Origin of the sequence: Streptomyces sp. NPDC017943, assembly GCF_044328425.1 — a bacterium.
Lineage (GTDB): Bacteria > Actinomycetota > Actinomycetes > Streptomycetales > Streptomycetaceae > Streptomyces > Streptomyces djakartensis_A.
Window position 1 is genome coordinate 551,745 of record NZ_JBIRHH010000005.1, and the last position, 14,530, is coordinate 566,274.

Sequence of the window (14,530 nt, forward strand, 5' to 3'; positions counted from 1 at the left end):
TACGACGCTGTCGACCGCCGCGCCGCCTGCGCGCGACAGCCTCCGAGGGGCGGCGGCAGGAACCGCCGCCCCGCGGAGGCTGTTCGAACGTGCCCGGCGGGTCAGGCGCCGAGGCGGGTCACGGAGGCGTCCAGGCGAGCGGCGATCTCCTCCAGCTCGTGGCCTGACGGGACCTCACCGTCCAGCCCGGTGAGGAGGTCCTTCCGGGAGGCGATCTCCAGGGCCCCTCGGTAGTCGTCCGTCTCCAGGGCCGACGCGGGGACGACCGCGGCGGCACCCGACACCACGACGAGGACCGGGTCGTCGGCGTCGGACTCCAGCAGGTCCTTGATCTGCTCAGGGGTGATCATGACAGTGGCTTCCTCCGTGTTCGTGATGCGTGACTCCGCCCGGCGCGGACGGCCAGCCCGGTGCCGACGAGGAGCAGCACCAGCGCGGCGATGTTCCAGGCCCAGTCGTACGGCGTGACGTCGACGCCGTAGCGGATCTGGTGCAGGCGCAGCAGCTTGTGGTCGACGATGCCGTCGAACAGCTGGAAGGCGCCCAGTCCCAGGAAGAAGCCCGCCCAGGCGTGGGCCCGGTCGAGCGAGCGCCGGCGGCGAAGGTCGGCGAAGAGAAAGAATCCGGCCACCAGGCCCAGCAGTTCGGCACTGTGCAGCAGACCGTCCGACAGCAGACCCACGCTGGTGGTGGACCGGTCGTAGAAGTGGTGCCAGCCGAGGATCTGGTGGAAGACGATCTCGTCGACCGCCGCCATCACGGCGGCCCCGATCAGCGCGCAGACGGCCGTCGTCCGCCGTGGCTCGGGCCGGGCGACCGCCGGGGTGCCCGGCCGGGCCGCTCGCGTCATGGACATCCGCCTCCGTCCGTGCGTTCCGCCTGCCGTCCACTCCGCGGCGGCCCGCACCGGGTACCCACATCGCCGCGCTTGTCGCACCCCCGTCCCCGCCGCCGCCCGCTCCCCGGCGGACGGTGCCAGACTGGAGGGCGTGGCGCAGACGGATCGGCAGCTCGAGAAGCGGCTGGAGCGGGCCATCATGGCCCTGCTGGAGCAGCGGGCGGCCACGTCCTCCATCTGCCCGTCGGACGCCGCGCGGGCGGCCTACGACGGTGACGACGACGGCTGGCGGGCGCTGATGGACCCGGCCCGCCGGGCGGCCTGGCGCCTGGTGGCGGCCGGGGAGGTCGAGGTGACCCAGGCCGGCCGCCCCGTGTCGGAGGAGGCCCGCGGCCCCCTCCGCATCCGCCGCGCAACACCCCGCCGTCCGGATTCCGGGTGACTGCCCCGCCCCCGTCCGGCCGAAGTCACCGGCCGATGGCTCCCTTTCCTGCGCCGCTCCGCCGGTGATGTCCGGGGCCGGCCGCGGGGTCGCGGGCCAGGCGACCGCGGCTCACTGGGGCGGGGCGCCCAGTGGGTTCGCGGCCAGCGCACGCGCGGTCCCGTGCAGGTTGGCCGCCATCGCGCGCCCGGTCTTGTGGGCCCAGTCGTGGCCGCGCCGGTCGTCGAGGTAGTCCGGGCCGGGCCCGGGGCCCAGATGCCAGTAGGTCCACGACTGTCCGGGGACGGTGTAGCCGATGTCGCACAGGGCGCCGTTGATCTCGCTGATCACGTGGTGCGCCCCGTCCTCGTTGCCGGTGACGACGACTCCCGCGACGCGGTTGTAGGCGACGGGGCGCTCCTCGTCGTCCGTCTCGGACAGCATGGCGTCCATGCGCTCCAGGACCCGCTGGGCGACCGAGGACGGCCGGCCGAGCCAGGTCGGGGACGCGATGACGAGGATCTGCGCCTCCAGCAGCTTGGCGTGCACCGCGGGCCAGTCGTCACCGGCGGCGACGGCTTCGCTGACCACGCCGGGATGGATGTCGAGGTCCACGGCCCGGACGTACTCGACCTCGACGCCGGCGTTCTCGGCCAGCCAGTCGCCGACGACCTCGGCCAGCGCGGCGGTGTTGGACGGCTCGGGGGACTTCTTGAGCGTGCAGTTGATCACGAGTGCCTTCATGAGACAGCCGTACCCCGCTGCGGGCCGAGGACCCGGCCCTGCACCCGACCGGGCCAAGCCGGCGGCCACCCGCGGCCGGGCCTCGGACGACCGGGCGGACTCCCTGACCCCGGCGTTTCGCCCGTAACCGCTCGGTTACCCCTGAAGAGTCGTCTCCTCGCGCGCCCCGTGCACGGTCCGGACGCCGGGGACAGTGGTTCACCGACGGGATCGGAACGGAGCTTGCATGGCCAGCACCAAGGTGTCCGACTACATCCTCCAGCGGCTGCGCGAGTGGGATGTCGACCACGTCTTCGCCTACGCGGGCGACGGCATCAACGGTCTGCTGGCGGCCTGGGGGCGGGCGGACAACCAGCCGAAGTTCGTCCAGGCACGGCATGAGGAGATGGCCGCGTTCCAGGCCGTCGGCTATGCGAAGTTCTCCGGCAAGGTAGGAGTGTGCGCGGCCACCTCCGGCCCCGGCGCCATCCACCTGCTGAACGGGCTCTACGACGCCAAGCTCGACCACGTTCCCGTCGTGGCGCTGGTGGGCCAGACCAACCGCAGCGCCATGGGCGGCTCCTACCAGCAGGAAGTGGATCTCGCGAGCCTCTACAAGGACGTCGCCTCCGACTTCTGCGAGACGGCGACGGTGCCCGAGCAGCTTCCGAACCTGATCGACCGCGCGTTCCGCACCGCCTACGCCAAGCGCACCGTGACGGCGATCATCCTGCCCGCAGACGTGCAGGAGCTGGACTACAGCCCGCCCACGCACGCCTTCAAGATGGTGCCCTCCAGCCTGGGGCTGGGACGCTACGCGCCGGTCCCGGCCGACGAGGACCTCCAGCGCGCCGCCGACGTGCTGAACGCCGGCGAGAAGGTCGCGGTGCTCATCGGGCAGGGGGCCCGCGGCGCCCGCGAGGAGGTCGAGCGGCTGGCGGACGTGCTCGGCGCCGGCGTGGCCAAGGCCCTGCTCGGCAAGGACGCCCTGCCCGACGACCTGCCCTACGTGACCGGCTCCATCGGACTGCTGGGCACCCGCCCCTCCTACGAGCTGATGCAGGACTGCGACACCCTGCTGATGATCGGCTCCAGCTTCCCGTACACGCAGTTCATGCCGGAACTGGACCAGGCGCGTGCCGTGCAGATCGACATCGACCCGTTCATGATCGGTCTGCGCTACCCGAACGAGGTCAACCTCGTCGGCGACGCCCGGGAGACGCTCCGGCGGCTGCTGCCCCGGCTGCACCGCAAGCAGGACCGGACCTGGCGAAAGAAGATCGAGAAGGACGTCGCCCGCTGGTGGGAGGTCATGCAGCGCCGCGCCGCCGTCAGCGCCGACCCCGTCAACCCGGAGTACGTCGTCCACGCCCTGGACGGCAAGCTGCCCGACGACGCGATCCTGAGCGCGGACTCCGGCTCGGCCGCCAACTGGTACGCCCGTCACCTGCGGCTGCGCGGCCGCATGCGCGGCTCCCTGTCCGGGACCCTGGCCACCATGGGCCCCGGCGTGCCGTACGCGATCGGGGCCAAGTTCGCCCACCCCGACCGGCCCGCCATCGCCCTGGTCGGCGACGGCGCCATGCAGATGAACGGCATGATGGAGATGGTCACCGCCGCGAAGTACTACCGCGAGTGGTCCGACCCGCGGCTGATCGTGGCCGTGCTGAACAACGGCGACCTCAACCAGGTCACCTGGGAGATGCGCGCCATGTCCGGGGCTCCCCAGTTCGAGGAGTCGCAAGCCATCCCCGACCTGCCCTACGCCGACATCGCCCAGCGCATGGGGCTGGACGGGGTGCGGGTGGAGAAGCCCAAGCAGGTCGAGGCCGCCTGGGACCGGGCCCTGGCCGCGGACCGGCCGTTCGTCATCGACTTCCGTACCGACCCGGCCGTGCCGCCGATCCCGCCGCACGCCTCGCTGGACCAGATCGAGGCGGCGGCCACCGCGATCCTCAAGGGCGACAGCGACCGCGGCTCCATGGTGAAGCAGGGGCTGAAGGCCAAGGTGCAGGAGATGCTCCCCGGCAGCCGGCACCGCGCCGACCGCCCCGGCGCCGGCAAGCACGACAGCACCGGAGAGGACACGTGACCCGTGGGGCGCCCAAGGCGGTGACGCCACCCTGGCCTGGGACGCGACGACCCTGGTGCTGGTCGAGGCCACGGCGGCGGATGTGACGGGGCTCGGCTCCACCTGCCCGCCAGGCCCTGCCTGTGACGCCGATCCGGTGCCGAGCCGACGGCGAGATTGGTGTTCGGGCCTGTGGCCGATCTAGGCTGCGGCGGTTCATGCCGTCCCCAGCGGCAGCCCATCGACGGAGAGGAAAGCCGATGATGCAGCAGGCATCGGCCACCGACCCGGCTCCCGGGCGCCGCCCCGAGCTGGTTCCCGACCCCGATGTGGAGTCGGCCCGTATAGCGGCGGTGCGGCGCTACGACATCCTCGACACTCCCCCCGACGGGGCGTTCGACCGAGTGGCGGCACTGGCCGCCCGGCTCTTCGACGTGCCGGTGGCGACCGTCACGATCGTGGACACCGATCGCATCTGGTTCAAGGCCGCCCACGGCCTGGAGGGTGTCGCGGAGATCGGTCGTGATCCGGGCCTGTGCGGCTCGGCGATCCTGCGCGACGACGCGATGGTCATCCCCGACACGCTCAAGGACCCCGTCGCGGCGGACAATCCGCTGGTCGCCGGGGAGATGGGGGTGCGCTTCTACGCCGCCGCACCGATCGTCACCCCCGAGGGGCACCGGCTGGGCACCGTCAACGTCCTCGACACCCGGCCGCGCTCGATCACCGAGGAGGACACCGCCACCCTGGCCGATCTCGCCGCGATCGTGCTGGACGAGATGGAGCTGCGGCTGTCGGCGCTGCGCGCCCTGCGCGACGAGCAGGCCCGCCGGGAGGCGGAGAAGCGGCATGCCGAGGCGGAACGGGCGCGGGCCGAAGCGGAACGGGCGCGGGCCGAAGCGGAACGGGCGGCGCGGGAGAAGGCGGAGCAGGACAAGGCCGCCATAGCCGCCTTCGCCTCCACCCTCCAGCGCACCCTGCTGCCCCCGGCCCTTCCCGTGGTGCCGGGCCTGGAACTGGCCTGCCACTACCGCACCGCCTCGGTCCACGACGTGGGCGGCGACTTCTACGACGTCTTCCCCCTCGACGGCGAACGGTGGGCGTTCTTCCTCGGTGACGTGTGCGGCAAGGGGCCCGAGGCGGCGACCGTCACCGCCCTCGCCCGCCACGCCCTGCGGGCCGCGGCCCAGATCGACGCCGATCCCGTCACGGTGCTGAGCGCCCTCAACACCGTGCTGCTCACCGACGTCACGGCCGGCCGCCGCTTCTGCACCGTCCTCTTCGGCCTCCTGGAGCCCCGGCAGGACGGCGGCTTCACCGTCACCGTGGCCACCGGCGGCCACCCGCCGGCCTACCACGTGCGCCCCGACGACAGCGGCGCCGTCTGGGTGCGGACCGTGCGCCCCCAGGGCGGGATGCTCGTCGGCGCGTTTCCCCAGGCGCCCTTCGCCCAGACCACGTTCTCCCTGACGGCCGGCGAGAGCCTGTTCCTCTACACCGACGGGCTGATCGAGGCCCGCACCACCGAAGGCGCCCTGCTCGGTGAGGACGGCCTGGCCGGCTTCCTCCACCAGCGCACCGGCCTCGTCACCGCCAACTCCCTGGTCGAGGACAGCATCACGTTGCTGGCCTCGCTGCCCGACGGAGCCCGCGACGACGTGGCTCTGCTGGCCCTGTCCGTCCCCCACTCCCCCACCACACCCGACAGCGGTGTCGCCGCCACCGCCCACACCGCTGCCCCGCCCGACCACTTCGGCCAGGAGTGACGACCGACGTGACCGACACGCTGCACCTGACCGTCCAGCACCCCCGTCCCGGCCTCGCGATCGCCACGGTGGTCGGCGACGTGGACACCCGCACCGCGGACACCCTGCGTCGCGAGGCGTCGGGAGTCCTCGAACAGGGATGCCCGCATCTGGTACTGGACATGTCGCAGGTCGGCTTCTGCGACTCCGCCGGTCTGAGCGCGCTCATCGGCCTCTGGCACGCCGCCCAGGCGGTGGGGGGTGGGATCGCCCTCGCCGACGTCCCCGACCGCCTGATGCGGATGCTCGTCCTCACCGGCGTCGACGCGGTCCTGCCGGTCCACGCCACCGCCGCCGAAGCGGTCACCGCCATGCTGCGGGGCCACTGACCCGACCGGGGTGCAGCGCACGGCCTGCGACAGACGCCGTCAGTTCTTCGCCACGAGTTCCTCGAGGGCGACGTTGAGCCCGAGGACGTTCACCCGCGGCTCGCCCATGAAGCCGAGGGTGCGGCCCTCGGTGTGCTCGTCCACGAGCTTGCGCACCTCGGCGACGGGCAGACCGTTCCTCTCGGCGACCCGGTGGACCTGGAGGCCGGCGTACTGCGGGGAGATGTTCGGGTCCAGCCCGGAGCCGGAGGAGGTGACCGCGTCTGCGGGGACCTGGGACGGCTTGACCCGGTAGGTGCCCGTGGAGTTGTCCTTGACGACGGCGGCCCTGGCGTCCTTCACCCATGGGATGAGCTGTTCGTTGTCCCCGGACCGGTTGGTCGCGCCGGACAGGATGAGCTGGTACCGGGTGTTGACGCTGTTGGTGCCCAGGCCGTTCTGCGGGCGGCCCTGGAACCACTTCAGGTCCGGTGCCGGGGTCTCCTGGCCCTTCTTCAGCGGCAGGTGGTAGGCCTGCCCGATGAGGGAGGAGCCGACGACCTTGCCGTCCGCCTTGATCTCGGAGCCGTTCGCCTTGTCGGGGAACAGCCCCTGCGCGATGCCGGTGACGACCAGCGGGTAGAGGACGCCGGTCACCAGGGTCAGCACGAGGAGGGCGCGCAGGCCCGCCCCGACCAGCCGGGCGGTGTTCGTGACGGAGTTGTTCATGGCCTTAGCCGATCCCGGGGATGAGGGAGATGAGGAGGTCGATGATCTTGATGCCTATGAAGGGTGCGCCCAGTCCGCCGAGGCCGTAGATCGTCAGGTTGCGCCGGAGCAGCTTGTCGGCGCTGACCGGCCGGTACTGCACACCCTTGAGGGACAGCGGTACCAGGGCGACGATGACGAGCGCGTTGAAGATCACCGCGGACAGGATCGCGGAGTCGGGCGAGGACAGGCCCATGATGTTGAGCTTGTCCAGGCCGGGATAGACGGCGGCGAACAGCGCCGGGATGATCGCGAAGTACTTCGCCACGTCGTTGGCGATGGAGAACGTCGTCAACGCTCCCCGGGTGATGAGGAGTTGCTTGCCGATCCCCACGATCTCGATGAGCTTGGTGGGGTTGGAGTCGAGGTCGACCATGTTGCCGGCCTCCTTGGCGGCCGACGTGCCGGTGTTCATGGCCACGCCGACGTCCGCCTGGGCGAGCGCGGGTGCGTCGTTGGTGCCGTCGCCGGTCATGGCAACGAGCTTGCCTGCGGCCTGCTCACGCTTGATGAGGGCCATCTTGTCCTCGGGGGTGGCTTCCGCGAGGAAGTCGTCGACGCCGGCCTCCTCGGCGATCGCCTTGGCGGTGAGGGGGTTGTCACCCGTGATCATGACGGTCTTGATGCCCATGCGGCGCAGTTCCTCGAACCGCTCCCGCATTCCGTGCTTGACGACGTCCTTGAGGTGGATGACGCCCAGGATCCGGGCCCCGCGCTGGTCCTCGACAGCGACCAGCAGCGGCGTACCGCCCGCCTCGGAGATGTGCTGGGCGATCTCCTCGGCGTCGTCGGCCACCGTGCCACCCCGCTCCTCGACCCAGGCGACGACCGAACCGGCCGCGCCCTTGCGGATCCTGCGCCCGTCGGCGTCGACACCCGACATCCGGGTCTGGGCGGTGAAGGCGATCCACTCGGCACCCACCAGCTCGCCCTGGTGCCGCTCGCGCAGGCCGTATTCCTCCTTGGCGAGGACCACGATGGAGCGCCCTTCGGGCGTCTCGTCGGCCAGCGACGACAGCTGCGCCGCGTCGGCGACCTGTGCCTCGGTCGCGCCCCGCACCGGCACGAACTCGGCGGCCTGCCGGTTGCCCAGGGTGATGGTGCCGGTCTTGTCCAGCAGCAGGGTGGAGACGTCGCCGGCGGCCTCGACCGCCCGCCCGGACATGGCGAGCACGTTGCGCTGCACCAGCCGGTCCATGCCCGCGATGCCGATTGCGGAGAGCAGGGCGCCGATCGTGGTCGGGATCAGACAGACCAGCAGGGCGACCAGCACGACCATCGTCAGGTGCGTGCCCGCGAAGTCCGCCAGCGGCGGCAACGTGGCACAGGCGAGCAGGAAGACGACGGTGAGCGAGGCCAGCAGGATGTTGAGCGCGATCTCGTTCGGCGTCTTCTGCCGGGCCGCGCCCTCGACCAGGTTGATCATCCGGTCGATGAAGGTCTCACCGGGCCTGGTCGTGATCTTGATGACGATGCGGTCGGAGAGGACCCTGGTGCCGCCGGTGACCGCCGAGCGGTCACCGCCCGACTCGCGGATGACGGGCGCGGACTCGCCGGTGATCGCCGACTCGTCGACCGAGGCGACGCCCTCGACGACGTCCCCGTCGCCGGGGATGACGTCACCTGCCTCGCAGACGACCAGGTCGCCGATCCTCAGCCCGGTGCCGGGCACACTCTGCTCGCAGCCGTCCACGAGGCGGCGCGCGACCGTGTCGGTCCTGGCCTTGCGCAGGGTGTCGGCCTGGGCCTTGCCGCGGCCCTCGGCGACGGCCTCCGCGAGGTTGGCGAAGATCACCGTCAGCCACAGCCAGGCGCTGATCGTCCAGCCGAACCAGTCGCCCGGGTCCGTGAAGGAGAAGACCGTGGTCAGCACGGACCCGATCCACACCACGAACATCACGGGGGACTTGACCATCACCCGCGGGTCCAACTTGCGGAAGGCGTCCGGCAGCGACCTGACCAGCTGCCCGGGGTCGAAGAGGCCCGCGCCCACGCGGCCCTCGGGGGCCTTGTGCCCGGTGGGTGCGTCCCGGTGGGGCGCGAGGGTGGGAGTGGACATGGAGTCCTGCTTCTTCACGTCGGTGGTCATCACGCCAGCCCTTCGGCCAGCGGACCCAGCGCGAGGGCCGGGAAGTACGTCAAACCGGTGATGATGATGATGGCGCCGACCAGCAGCCCGGTGTACAGCGGCTTGTCGGTGCGCAGGGTGCCCGCGGTCTCCGGGACCGGTTTCTGCTCGGCGAGCGAGCCGGCCAGCGCCAGCACGAACACCATCGGCAGGAAACGGCCGAGCAGCATCGCGAGACCGATCGTGGTGTTGAACCACTGCGTGTCCGCGTTCAGGCCCGCGAACGCCGAGCCGTTGTTGTTGGCGCCGGACGTGTAGGCGTAGAGGATCTCGGAGAACCCGTGTGCCCCGCTGTTGGTCATCGAGTGCGCCGGGGTCGGCAGCGCCATCGCGAAGGCCGTGAGGACGAGCACCAGCGCCGGAGTGACCAGGATGTAGCAGGCCGCCAGCTTGATCTCGCGGGAGCCGATCTTCTTGCCGAGGTACTCGGGCGTGCGGCCGACCATCAGGCCGGCGATGAACACCGCGATGATCGCCATGATCAGCATGCCGTAGAGGCCGGAGCCGGCACCGCCGGGTGCGATCTCGCCCAGCATCATGCCGAGCATGGTGATGCCTCCGCCCAGGCCGGTGAAGGAGGAGTGGAAGGAGTCCACCGCACCGGTCGAGGTCAGCGTGGTCGACACTGCGAAGATCGACGAGCCGCCGATGCCGAAGCGGACCTCCTTGCCCTCCATCGCCCCGCCGGCCAGCTCGAAGGCCGTGCCGCGGTGGGCGAACTCGGTCCACATCATGAGCGCGACGAAGCCGACCCAGATGGTGGCCATGGTGGCGAGGATCGCGTAGCCCTGCTTGACCGAGCCGACCATCAGGCCGAAGGTCCGCGTGATCGAGAACGGGATCAGCAGGATCAGGAAGATCTCGAACAGGTTGGTGAAGGGGGTGGGGTTCTCGAAGGGGTGGGCGGAGTTGGCGTTGAAGTAGCCGCCACCGTTGGTGCCCAGCTCCTTGATGACCTCCTGCGAGGCGACCGCACCGCCGTTCCACTGCTGCGTGCCGCCCATGAACTGGCCGACCTCGTGGATGCCGGAGAAGTTCTGGATCACACCGCACGCGACGAGCACGAGCGCGCCGACCACGGCGATCGGGACCAGGACACGGACGACACCGCGCACCAGGTCGGCCCAGAAGTTGCCGAGTTCACCGGTGCGCGAGCGCGCGAACCCGCGCACCAGTGCCACCGCGACGGCCATGCCGACGGCGGCCGAGACGAAGTTCTGCACGGCCAGACCGGCGGTCTGCACGACGTGGCCCATGGCCTGCTCGCCGTAGTACGACTGCCAGTTCGTGTTGCTCACGAACGACGCGGCGGTGTTGAACGCCTGGTCCGGGTCGATGGCGGCGAAGCCCAGCGAGCCCGGCAGATGGCCCTGCAGACGCTGGAGCAGGTAGAGGAACAGGACGCCGACGGCCGAGAAGGCGAGCACGCCGCGCAGGTACGCGGGCCAGCGCATCTGCGTGTCGGGGTCGGCACCGATGCCCTTGTAGATCCACTTCTCGACGCGCCGGTGCTTGTCGGAGGTGTAGACCTTGGCCATATAGGCGCCGAGGGGCTTGTGGACGAGCGCGAGCGCCGCTATGAGAGCCAGCAGCTGGAGCACGCCCGCGAGTACGGGACCCATCGCTTGTCTCAGAACCTCTCCGGGAAGATCAGGGCGAGGACGAGATAGCCCAGCAGGGAGACGGCCACGACGAGGCCGACGATGTTCTCGGCGGTCACAGCTTCGTCACCCCCTTGGCGACAAGAGCCACCAGCGCGAACACCGCGATCGTGGTGACGACGAAGGCCAGATCGGCCATCGCGAACTCCTGAGGTGAGGTTCGGTTGAACGGACAGCACGAGAAAAGCGCATCCGTGGCCGGATCAGACCGGTCGTTGACGGCTCCCTGACGGCGAGACCTCCGGCTTTGACGGAACCCTGACGGCGCACAGTCCGAGGGGTGAGCGGGCTCACGGTGGAACGGACAGCGTGCTGGACGGCTGGGCACGGCTGCGCAGCGACTGGGCTCTCCTCCGGGGTGAGCGGGTGACGCGGACGACCCTGGTGTGGTTCGTGTACAGCGCGGTCGAGCTACGGCGCATGGCCGAGGAGGCGGGGTTCGGCCAGGTGGAGATCTTCGGTGGTTTCGACGGCCGCCCCTACGACGAGAACGCCGAGCGGCTGGTGCTGCGAGCGGTCCGCGAGGCATGACGGAGGGCGTGGGGGCGTACGCGCCGATATACGCGCCCTTTTGACGCGAGCTGGGCGGATCGTAGGATCAGCGGGTCATCGCCGCGACGGGAGACAGGAAGCCGGTGCGAATCCGGCACGGTCCCGCCACTGTGACCGGGGAGTGCACCCCTGAAGACGCCACTGCGCACCGCGCGGGAAGGCAAGGGGGAGCGTCGATCCGGGAGTCAGGAGACTGCCCTGTCGCGGGCCCGATCCGAGGAGCGCGGACTCCGCAGGAGGCTTCACGTGCACGACCGTCCCCCGCTGTTCCCGCCTGCCCGAAGGCACTACGCCCGGCGTGCCACGGCCGCGGCCGCCGCCCTGTGCGCGGCCCTGCTGACCGCCGGCTGCGGCTCGTCGCAGGACACCACCGAGGACGCGAAAGCCACGGCCGCGTCGTCCACGGGCTTCCCCGTCACCGTCGACAACTGCGGCGTGAAGACGACGTACGACAAACCGCCCTCCCGCGTCGTCACCATCCACCAGCACCCGGCGGAACTCATGCTCGCCCTCGGCCTCGGGGACCACATGGTCGGCACCGCCTTTCCCGACTCGGCCGTGCTGCCAGAGCTGAAGAAGGACTACGAGGAGATCCCGGAACTGGCTGAGAAGGAACCGTCGTTCGAGACGGTCCTGGACGCCGAGCCCGACCTGGTCTACGGCGGCTACGGCAGCGCCTTCGCCGAGAACGAGGGCCGTTCCCGCAAGGCGTTCGCCGACGCCGGCATCGACACCCACCTCAACCGCGAGTACTGCGGCAAGAAGCGGGTGACGATGAAGGACACCTACGACGAGATCCGCACGATCGGCAGGATCTTCGGCGTCCCGGACCGGGCCGACAAGCTGGTCGCCGACCTCACGGGCCGCGTCGGCAAAGCCGCCGCCAAGGTCGAGGGCGAGCCCGCTGTCCCCGTCTTCGTGTACGACAGCGGCGACAAGTCCGCCTTCACCGCGGGCGGCAAGAGCCTGGGCACCGAACTGATCCGGCTGGCCGGCGGCAAGAACGTCTTCGCCGACCTCGACGACGTCTTCGGCGACGTCTCCTGGGAGCAGGTCGTCGAGCGCAAACCGGAGGTCATCGCGATCTACGACTACGCCGGCGCAGGGAGCGTCGCGCAGAAGAAGAAGTTCCTGCTCTCCCAACCCGCCCTCGAGGACGTGCCCGCGATCAGGAACAAGCGGTTCGTCGTCCTGCCACTGACCGCGACGCTGGTCGGCATCCGCTCGGCGTACGCGGTCGAGGACCTGGCCCGCGGCATCCACCCCGAGAGCTTCGCGTGACGGCCCCGGTCGTCGAGACCGGTACCGAGCGCGCCGTGCGAAAACGGCGCCAGGGCGACGGGCGGGACGGCCGGGCCGGTCTCCCCGTCACCCTCCTCGTCCTGGCCGTCCTCCTGGCGATCTCCGCCACCGCCGGTCTGGCCATCGGGTCGGTCCAGGTACCGCCCGGCCAGGTGTGGGGCATCGTGACGCACGCCCTGGGCGCCGACTGGGGGGAACCGGACTGGTCGCGGGCGCGGGAGACCATCGTGCTGGACGTCCGCGCGCCCCGCGTCCTCCTCGGCGCCGTGGCCGGTGCCGGGCTGGCGGTCGTGGGAACCGCCCTGCAGGCCCTGATCCGCAACCCGCTCGCCGAGCCCTACCTGCTCGGCGTCTCCTCCGGGGCGTCCCTTGGCGCCGTCGTGGTGATCGTGTTCGGTGTGGCCCTGTTCGGGGCGGCGTCGCTGTCGGCCGCCGCGTTCGCGGGCGCCCTCGGCGCACTGCTGCTCGTCTACGCCAGCGCCCGCACCGGCGGCCGGATCACCTCGACCCGGCTGGTGCTGTCCGGTGTGGCCGTCGCCGCCGTCCTCACCGCCGTACTGAACCTGCTGCTGCTCACCACCGACCGGGGCAACGAGGCCCGAGCGGTCCTCGCCTGGACCCTCGGCGGCCTGGGCGGCGTCGACTGGGACGCACTCTGGCTTCCCAGCACCGCCCTACTGCTGGGCGTCGGCGTGCTCATGGTGCAGGCCCGCAACCTGAACCTGCTGCTCGCCGGTGAGGAGGCGGCGACCACGATGGGGCTGGACGTGGCACGCTTCCGCGCCCGTATGTTCGTCCTGCTCTCCCTCGTCACCGGCGTCCTGGTCGCGGCCTGCGGACCGATCGGCTTCGTCGGCCTGATGCTGCCCCACATCGTCCGTCTCGTCGTCGGCGGCGACCACCGCCGCGTTCTGCCGACGGCCGCACTCGGCGGTGCGGTCTTCCTCATCTGGGCCGACATCGCCGCCCGCGTGGTCGCCGCGCCCATGGAGATCCCCGTCGGAGTGCTCACCGCCCTGTGCGGCGGGCCCTTCTTCCTGTGGCTGATGCGCCGCGACGCCCGTCGGAGCACCGACCGAGGAGCACCATGACCGGCACCGAGCTCGTCATCGACACGGTCACCCTCACCGCCGGCGCGCACCGCCTGGTCGAGGAAGCCTCCCTGACCGCACGCCCCGGCAAGGTCATCGGCCTGGTCGGACCGAACGGCAGCGGCAAGTCCAGCCTGCTGCGCACCGTCTACCGCGTCCTGCGCCCCGCCACCGGCCGCGTCGCCGTCGACGGCACGGACGCCTGGTCCCTGCCCGTGCGCCGGCTGGCCCGGACGGTGGCCGCGGTGGTCCAGGACTCGGCCGCCGACTTCGACCTGACGGTGCGTGAGGTCGTCGCCATGGGCCGTACCCCGCACAAGCGGCTGCTGGACGGTGACACCCCTGAGGACGGCGACCTGATCGATTCGGCCCTCGCCGCGGTCGACGCCGCAACCCTGGCCGAACGCCCCTTCGACCGGCTCTCCGGCGGCGAACGCCAACGCGTCCTCATCGCCCGCGCCCTCGCCCAGCGACCGTCCCTCCTCGTCCTGGACGAACCGACCAACCACCTCGACATCCGGCATCAGTTGGACGTCCTCGGCACCCTGCGCCGGCTGCCCGCGACGGTCCTGGTCGCCCTGCACGACCTCAACCTGGCCGCGTACTACTGCGACCGCCTGTACGTGCTGTGCGGCGGCAGGGTCATCGCCTCGGGCCCACCCGCCGGCGTCCTCACATCCGAACTGCTCGCCGAGGTCTACGGCGTGACGGCCGAGGTCACCATCCACCCCCGGTCGGGCGCACCGCAGGTGACCTTCCTTCCCGGCGAACCGCACTCCGCCCCCTCACCGGCCCGCTGCGCTGGCGGTTGAGGGCATGCCGCCATGGAACCGGCCTCCCCGCCCGCCCGAGGGTGGGGAGG

15 protein-coding genes and 1 riboswitch are annotated in these 14,530 nt (G+C 71.2%); of the genes, 8 read left to right on the top strand and 7 right to left on the bottom strand.

Annotation, left to right across the window (positions count from 1 at the left end; all coding sequences use genetic code 11):
- Positions 1-101: 101 nt before the first annotated feature.
- Both ACH4C6_RS19375 and ACH4C6_RS19380 read right to left on the bottom strand, forming a co-directional pair.
- On the bottom strand, positions 102-350 hold the full coding sequence (locus tag ACH4C6_RS19375) for a hypothetical protein (protein WP_398109798.1): 249 nt from the start codon (positions 348-350) through the stop codon (positions 102-104).
- A complete protein-coding gene (locus tag ACH4C6_RS19380) occupies positions 347-850 on the bottom strand; it encodes a DUF2243 domain-containing protein (protein ID WP_398109937.1) in 504 nt (167 codons plus the stop codon). Before ACH4C6_RS19380 ends, ACH4C6_RS19375 begins: the two co-directional genes overlap by 4 nt.
- 139 nt (positions 851-989) lie before the next feature.
- Between ACH4C6_RS19380 and ACH4C6_RS19385 the strand changes: the two genes are divergently transcribed.
- On the top strand, positions 990-1,280 hold the full coding sequence (locus ACH4C6_RS19385) for a DUF3253 domain-containing protein (protein WP_398109799.1): 291 nt from the start codon (positions 990-992) through the stop codon (positions 1,278-1,280).
- Between the two features lie 111 nt (positions 1,281-1,391).
- Here ACH4C6_RS19385 and ACH4C6_RS19390 read toward each other — a convergent pair whose 3' ends face one another.
- Positions 1,392-2,003: a flavodoxin family protein gene (locus ACH4C6_RS19390; protein ID WP_398109800.1), complete on the bottom strand. Its 612-nt coding sequence runs from the start codon at positions 2,001-2,003 to the stop codon at positions 1,392-1,394.
- 226 nt (positions 2,004-2,229) lie between these two features.
- On the opposite strand from ACH4C6_RS19390, the gene ACH4C6_RS19395 reads away from it, so the two are divergent.
- The 3 genes from ACH4C6_RS19395 to ACH4C6_RS19405 all read left to right on the top strand — a co-directional run bounded on the left by ACH4C6_RS19395 (position 2,230) and on the right by ACH4C6_RS19405 (position 6,187).
- The gene (locus ACH4C6_RS19395) at positions 2,230-4,074 is read left to right on the top strand and encodes a thiamine pyrophosphate-requiring protein (RefSeq protein ID WP_398109801.1); all 1,845 of its coding nucleotides are present in this window, start codon (positions 2,230-2,232) and stop codon (positions 4,072-4,074) included.
- Positions 4,075-4,313: 239 nt separating this feature from the next.
- Positions 4,314-5,819 (top strand): PP2C family protein-serine/threonine phosphatase, encoded by a 1,506-nt coding sequence (locus ACH4C6_RS19400; RefSeq protein ID WP_398109802.1) that lies wholly within the window; start codon positions 4,314-4,316, stop codon positions 5,817-5,819.
- An 8-nt stretch (positions 5,820-5,827) separates the two neighbouring features.
- Positions 5,828-6,187: an STAS domain-containing protein gene (locus ACH4C6_RS19405; RefSeq protein ID WP_398109803.1), complete on the top strand. Its 360-nt coding sequence runs from the start codon at positions 5,828-5,830 to the stop codon at positions 6,185-6,187.
- A gap of 39 nt (positions 6,188-6,226) precedes the next feature.
- Here the strand turns inward: ACH4C6_RS19405 and ACH4C6_RS19410 are convergent, their stop codons facing one another.
- Genes ACH4C6_RS19410 through kdpF form a run of 4 tightly spaced genes read right to left on the bottom strand, consistent with a single transcriptional unit; the run spans position 6,227 to position 10,782 of the window.
- Entirely contained in the window at positions 6,227-6,895 is a 669-nt protein-coding gene (locus tag ACH4C6_RS19410) for a potassium-transporting ATPase subunit C (protein WP_398109804.1), read from the bottom strand.
- Between the two features lie 4 nt (positions 6,896-6,899).
- Complete coding sequence (gene kdpB, locus ACH4C6_RS19415; RefSeq protein ID WP_398109805.1) at positions 6,900-9,023, bottom strand: potassium-transporting ATPase subunit KdpB; 2,124 nt, start codon at positions 9,021-9,023, stop codon at positions 6,900-6,902.
- A complete protein-coding gene (gene kdpA / locus ACH4C6_RS19420; RefSeq protein ID WP_398109806.1) occupies positions 9,023-10,684 on the bottom strand; it encodes a potassium-transporting ATPase subunit KdpA in 1,662 nt (553 codons plus the stop codon). Before kdpA ends, kdpB begins: the two co-directional genes overlap by 1 nt.
- Positions 10,685-10,692: 8 nt before the next feature.
- Complete coding sequence (kdpF, locus tag ACH4C6_RS19425) at positions 10,693-10,782, bottom strand: K(+)-transporting ATPase subunit F (protein WP_037722934.1); 90 nt, start codon at positions 10,780-10,782, stop codon at positions 10,693-10,695.
- A 250-nt stretch (positions 10,783-11,032) separates the two neighbouring features.
- Here kdpF and ACH4C6_RS19430 point away from each other — a divergent pair, with 250 nt between their 5' ends.
- From ACH4C6_RS19430 to ACH4C6_RS19445, 4 genes are all read left to right on the top strand, one after another.
- The gene (locus tag ACH4C6_RS19430; protein WP_398109807.1) at positions 11,033-11,254 is read left to right on the top strand and encodes a hypothetical protein; all 222 of its coding nucleotides are present in this window, start codon (positions 11,033-11,035) and stop codon (positions 11,252-11,254) included.
- Between the two features lie 93 nt (positions 11,255-11,347).
- Positions 11,348-11,471, top strand: a riboswitch (cobalamin riboswitch).
- 50 nt (positions 11,472-11,521) lie between these two features.
- Complete coding sequence (locus tag ACH4C6_RS19435) at positions 11,522-12,556, top strand: ABC transporter substrate-binding protein (RefSeq protein ID WP_398109808.1); 1,035 nt, start codon at positions 11,522-11,524, stop codon at positions 12,554-12,556.
- Complete coding sequence (locus ACH4C6_RS19440; protein WP_398109809.1) at positions 12,553-13,668, top strand: FecCD family ABC transporter permease; 1,116 nt, start codon at positions 12,553-12,555, stop codon at positions 13,666-13,668. Before ACH4C6_RS19435 ends, ACH4C6_RS19440 begins: the two co-directional genes overlap by 4 nt.
- Positions 13,665-14,480 (top strand): ABC transporter ATP-binding protein, encoded by an 816-nt coding sequence (locus tag ACH4C6_RS19445; RefSeq protein WP_398109810.1) that lies wholly within the window; start codon positions 13,665-13,667, stop codon positions 14,478-14,480. The genes ACH4C6_RS19440 and ACH4C6_RS19445 overlap by 4 nt, the downstream gene beginning before the upstream one ends.
- Positions 14,481-14,530: the final 50 nt, after the last annotated feature.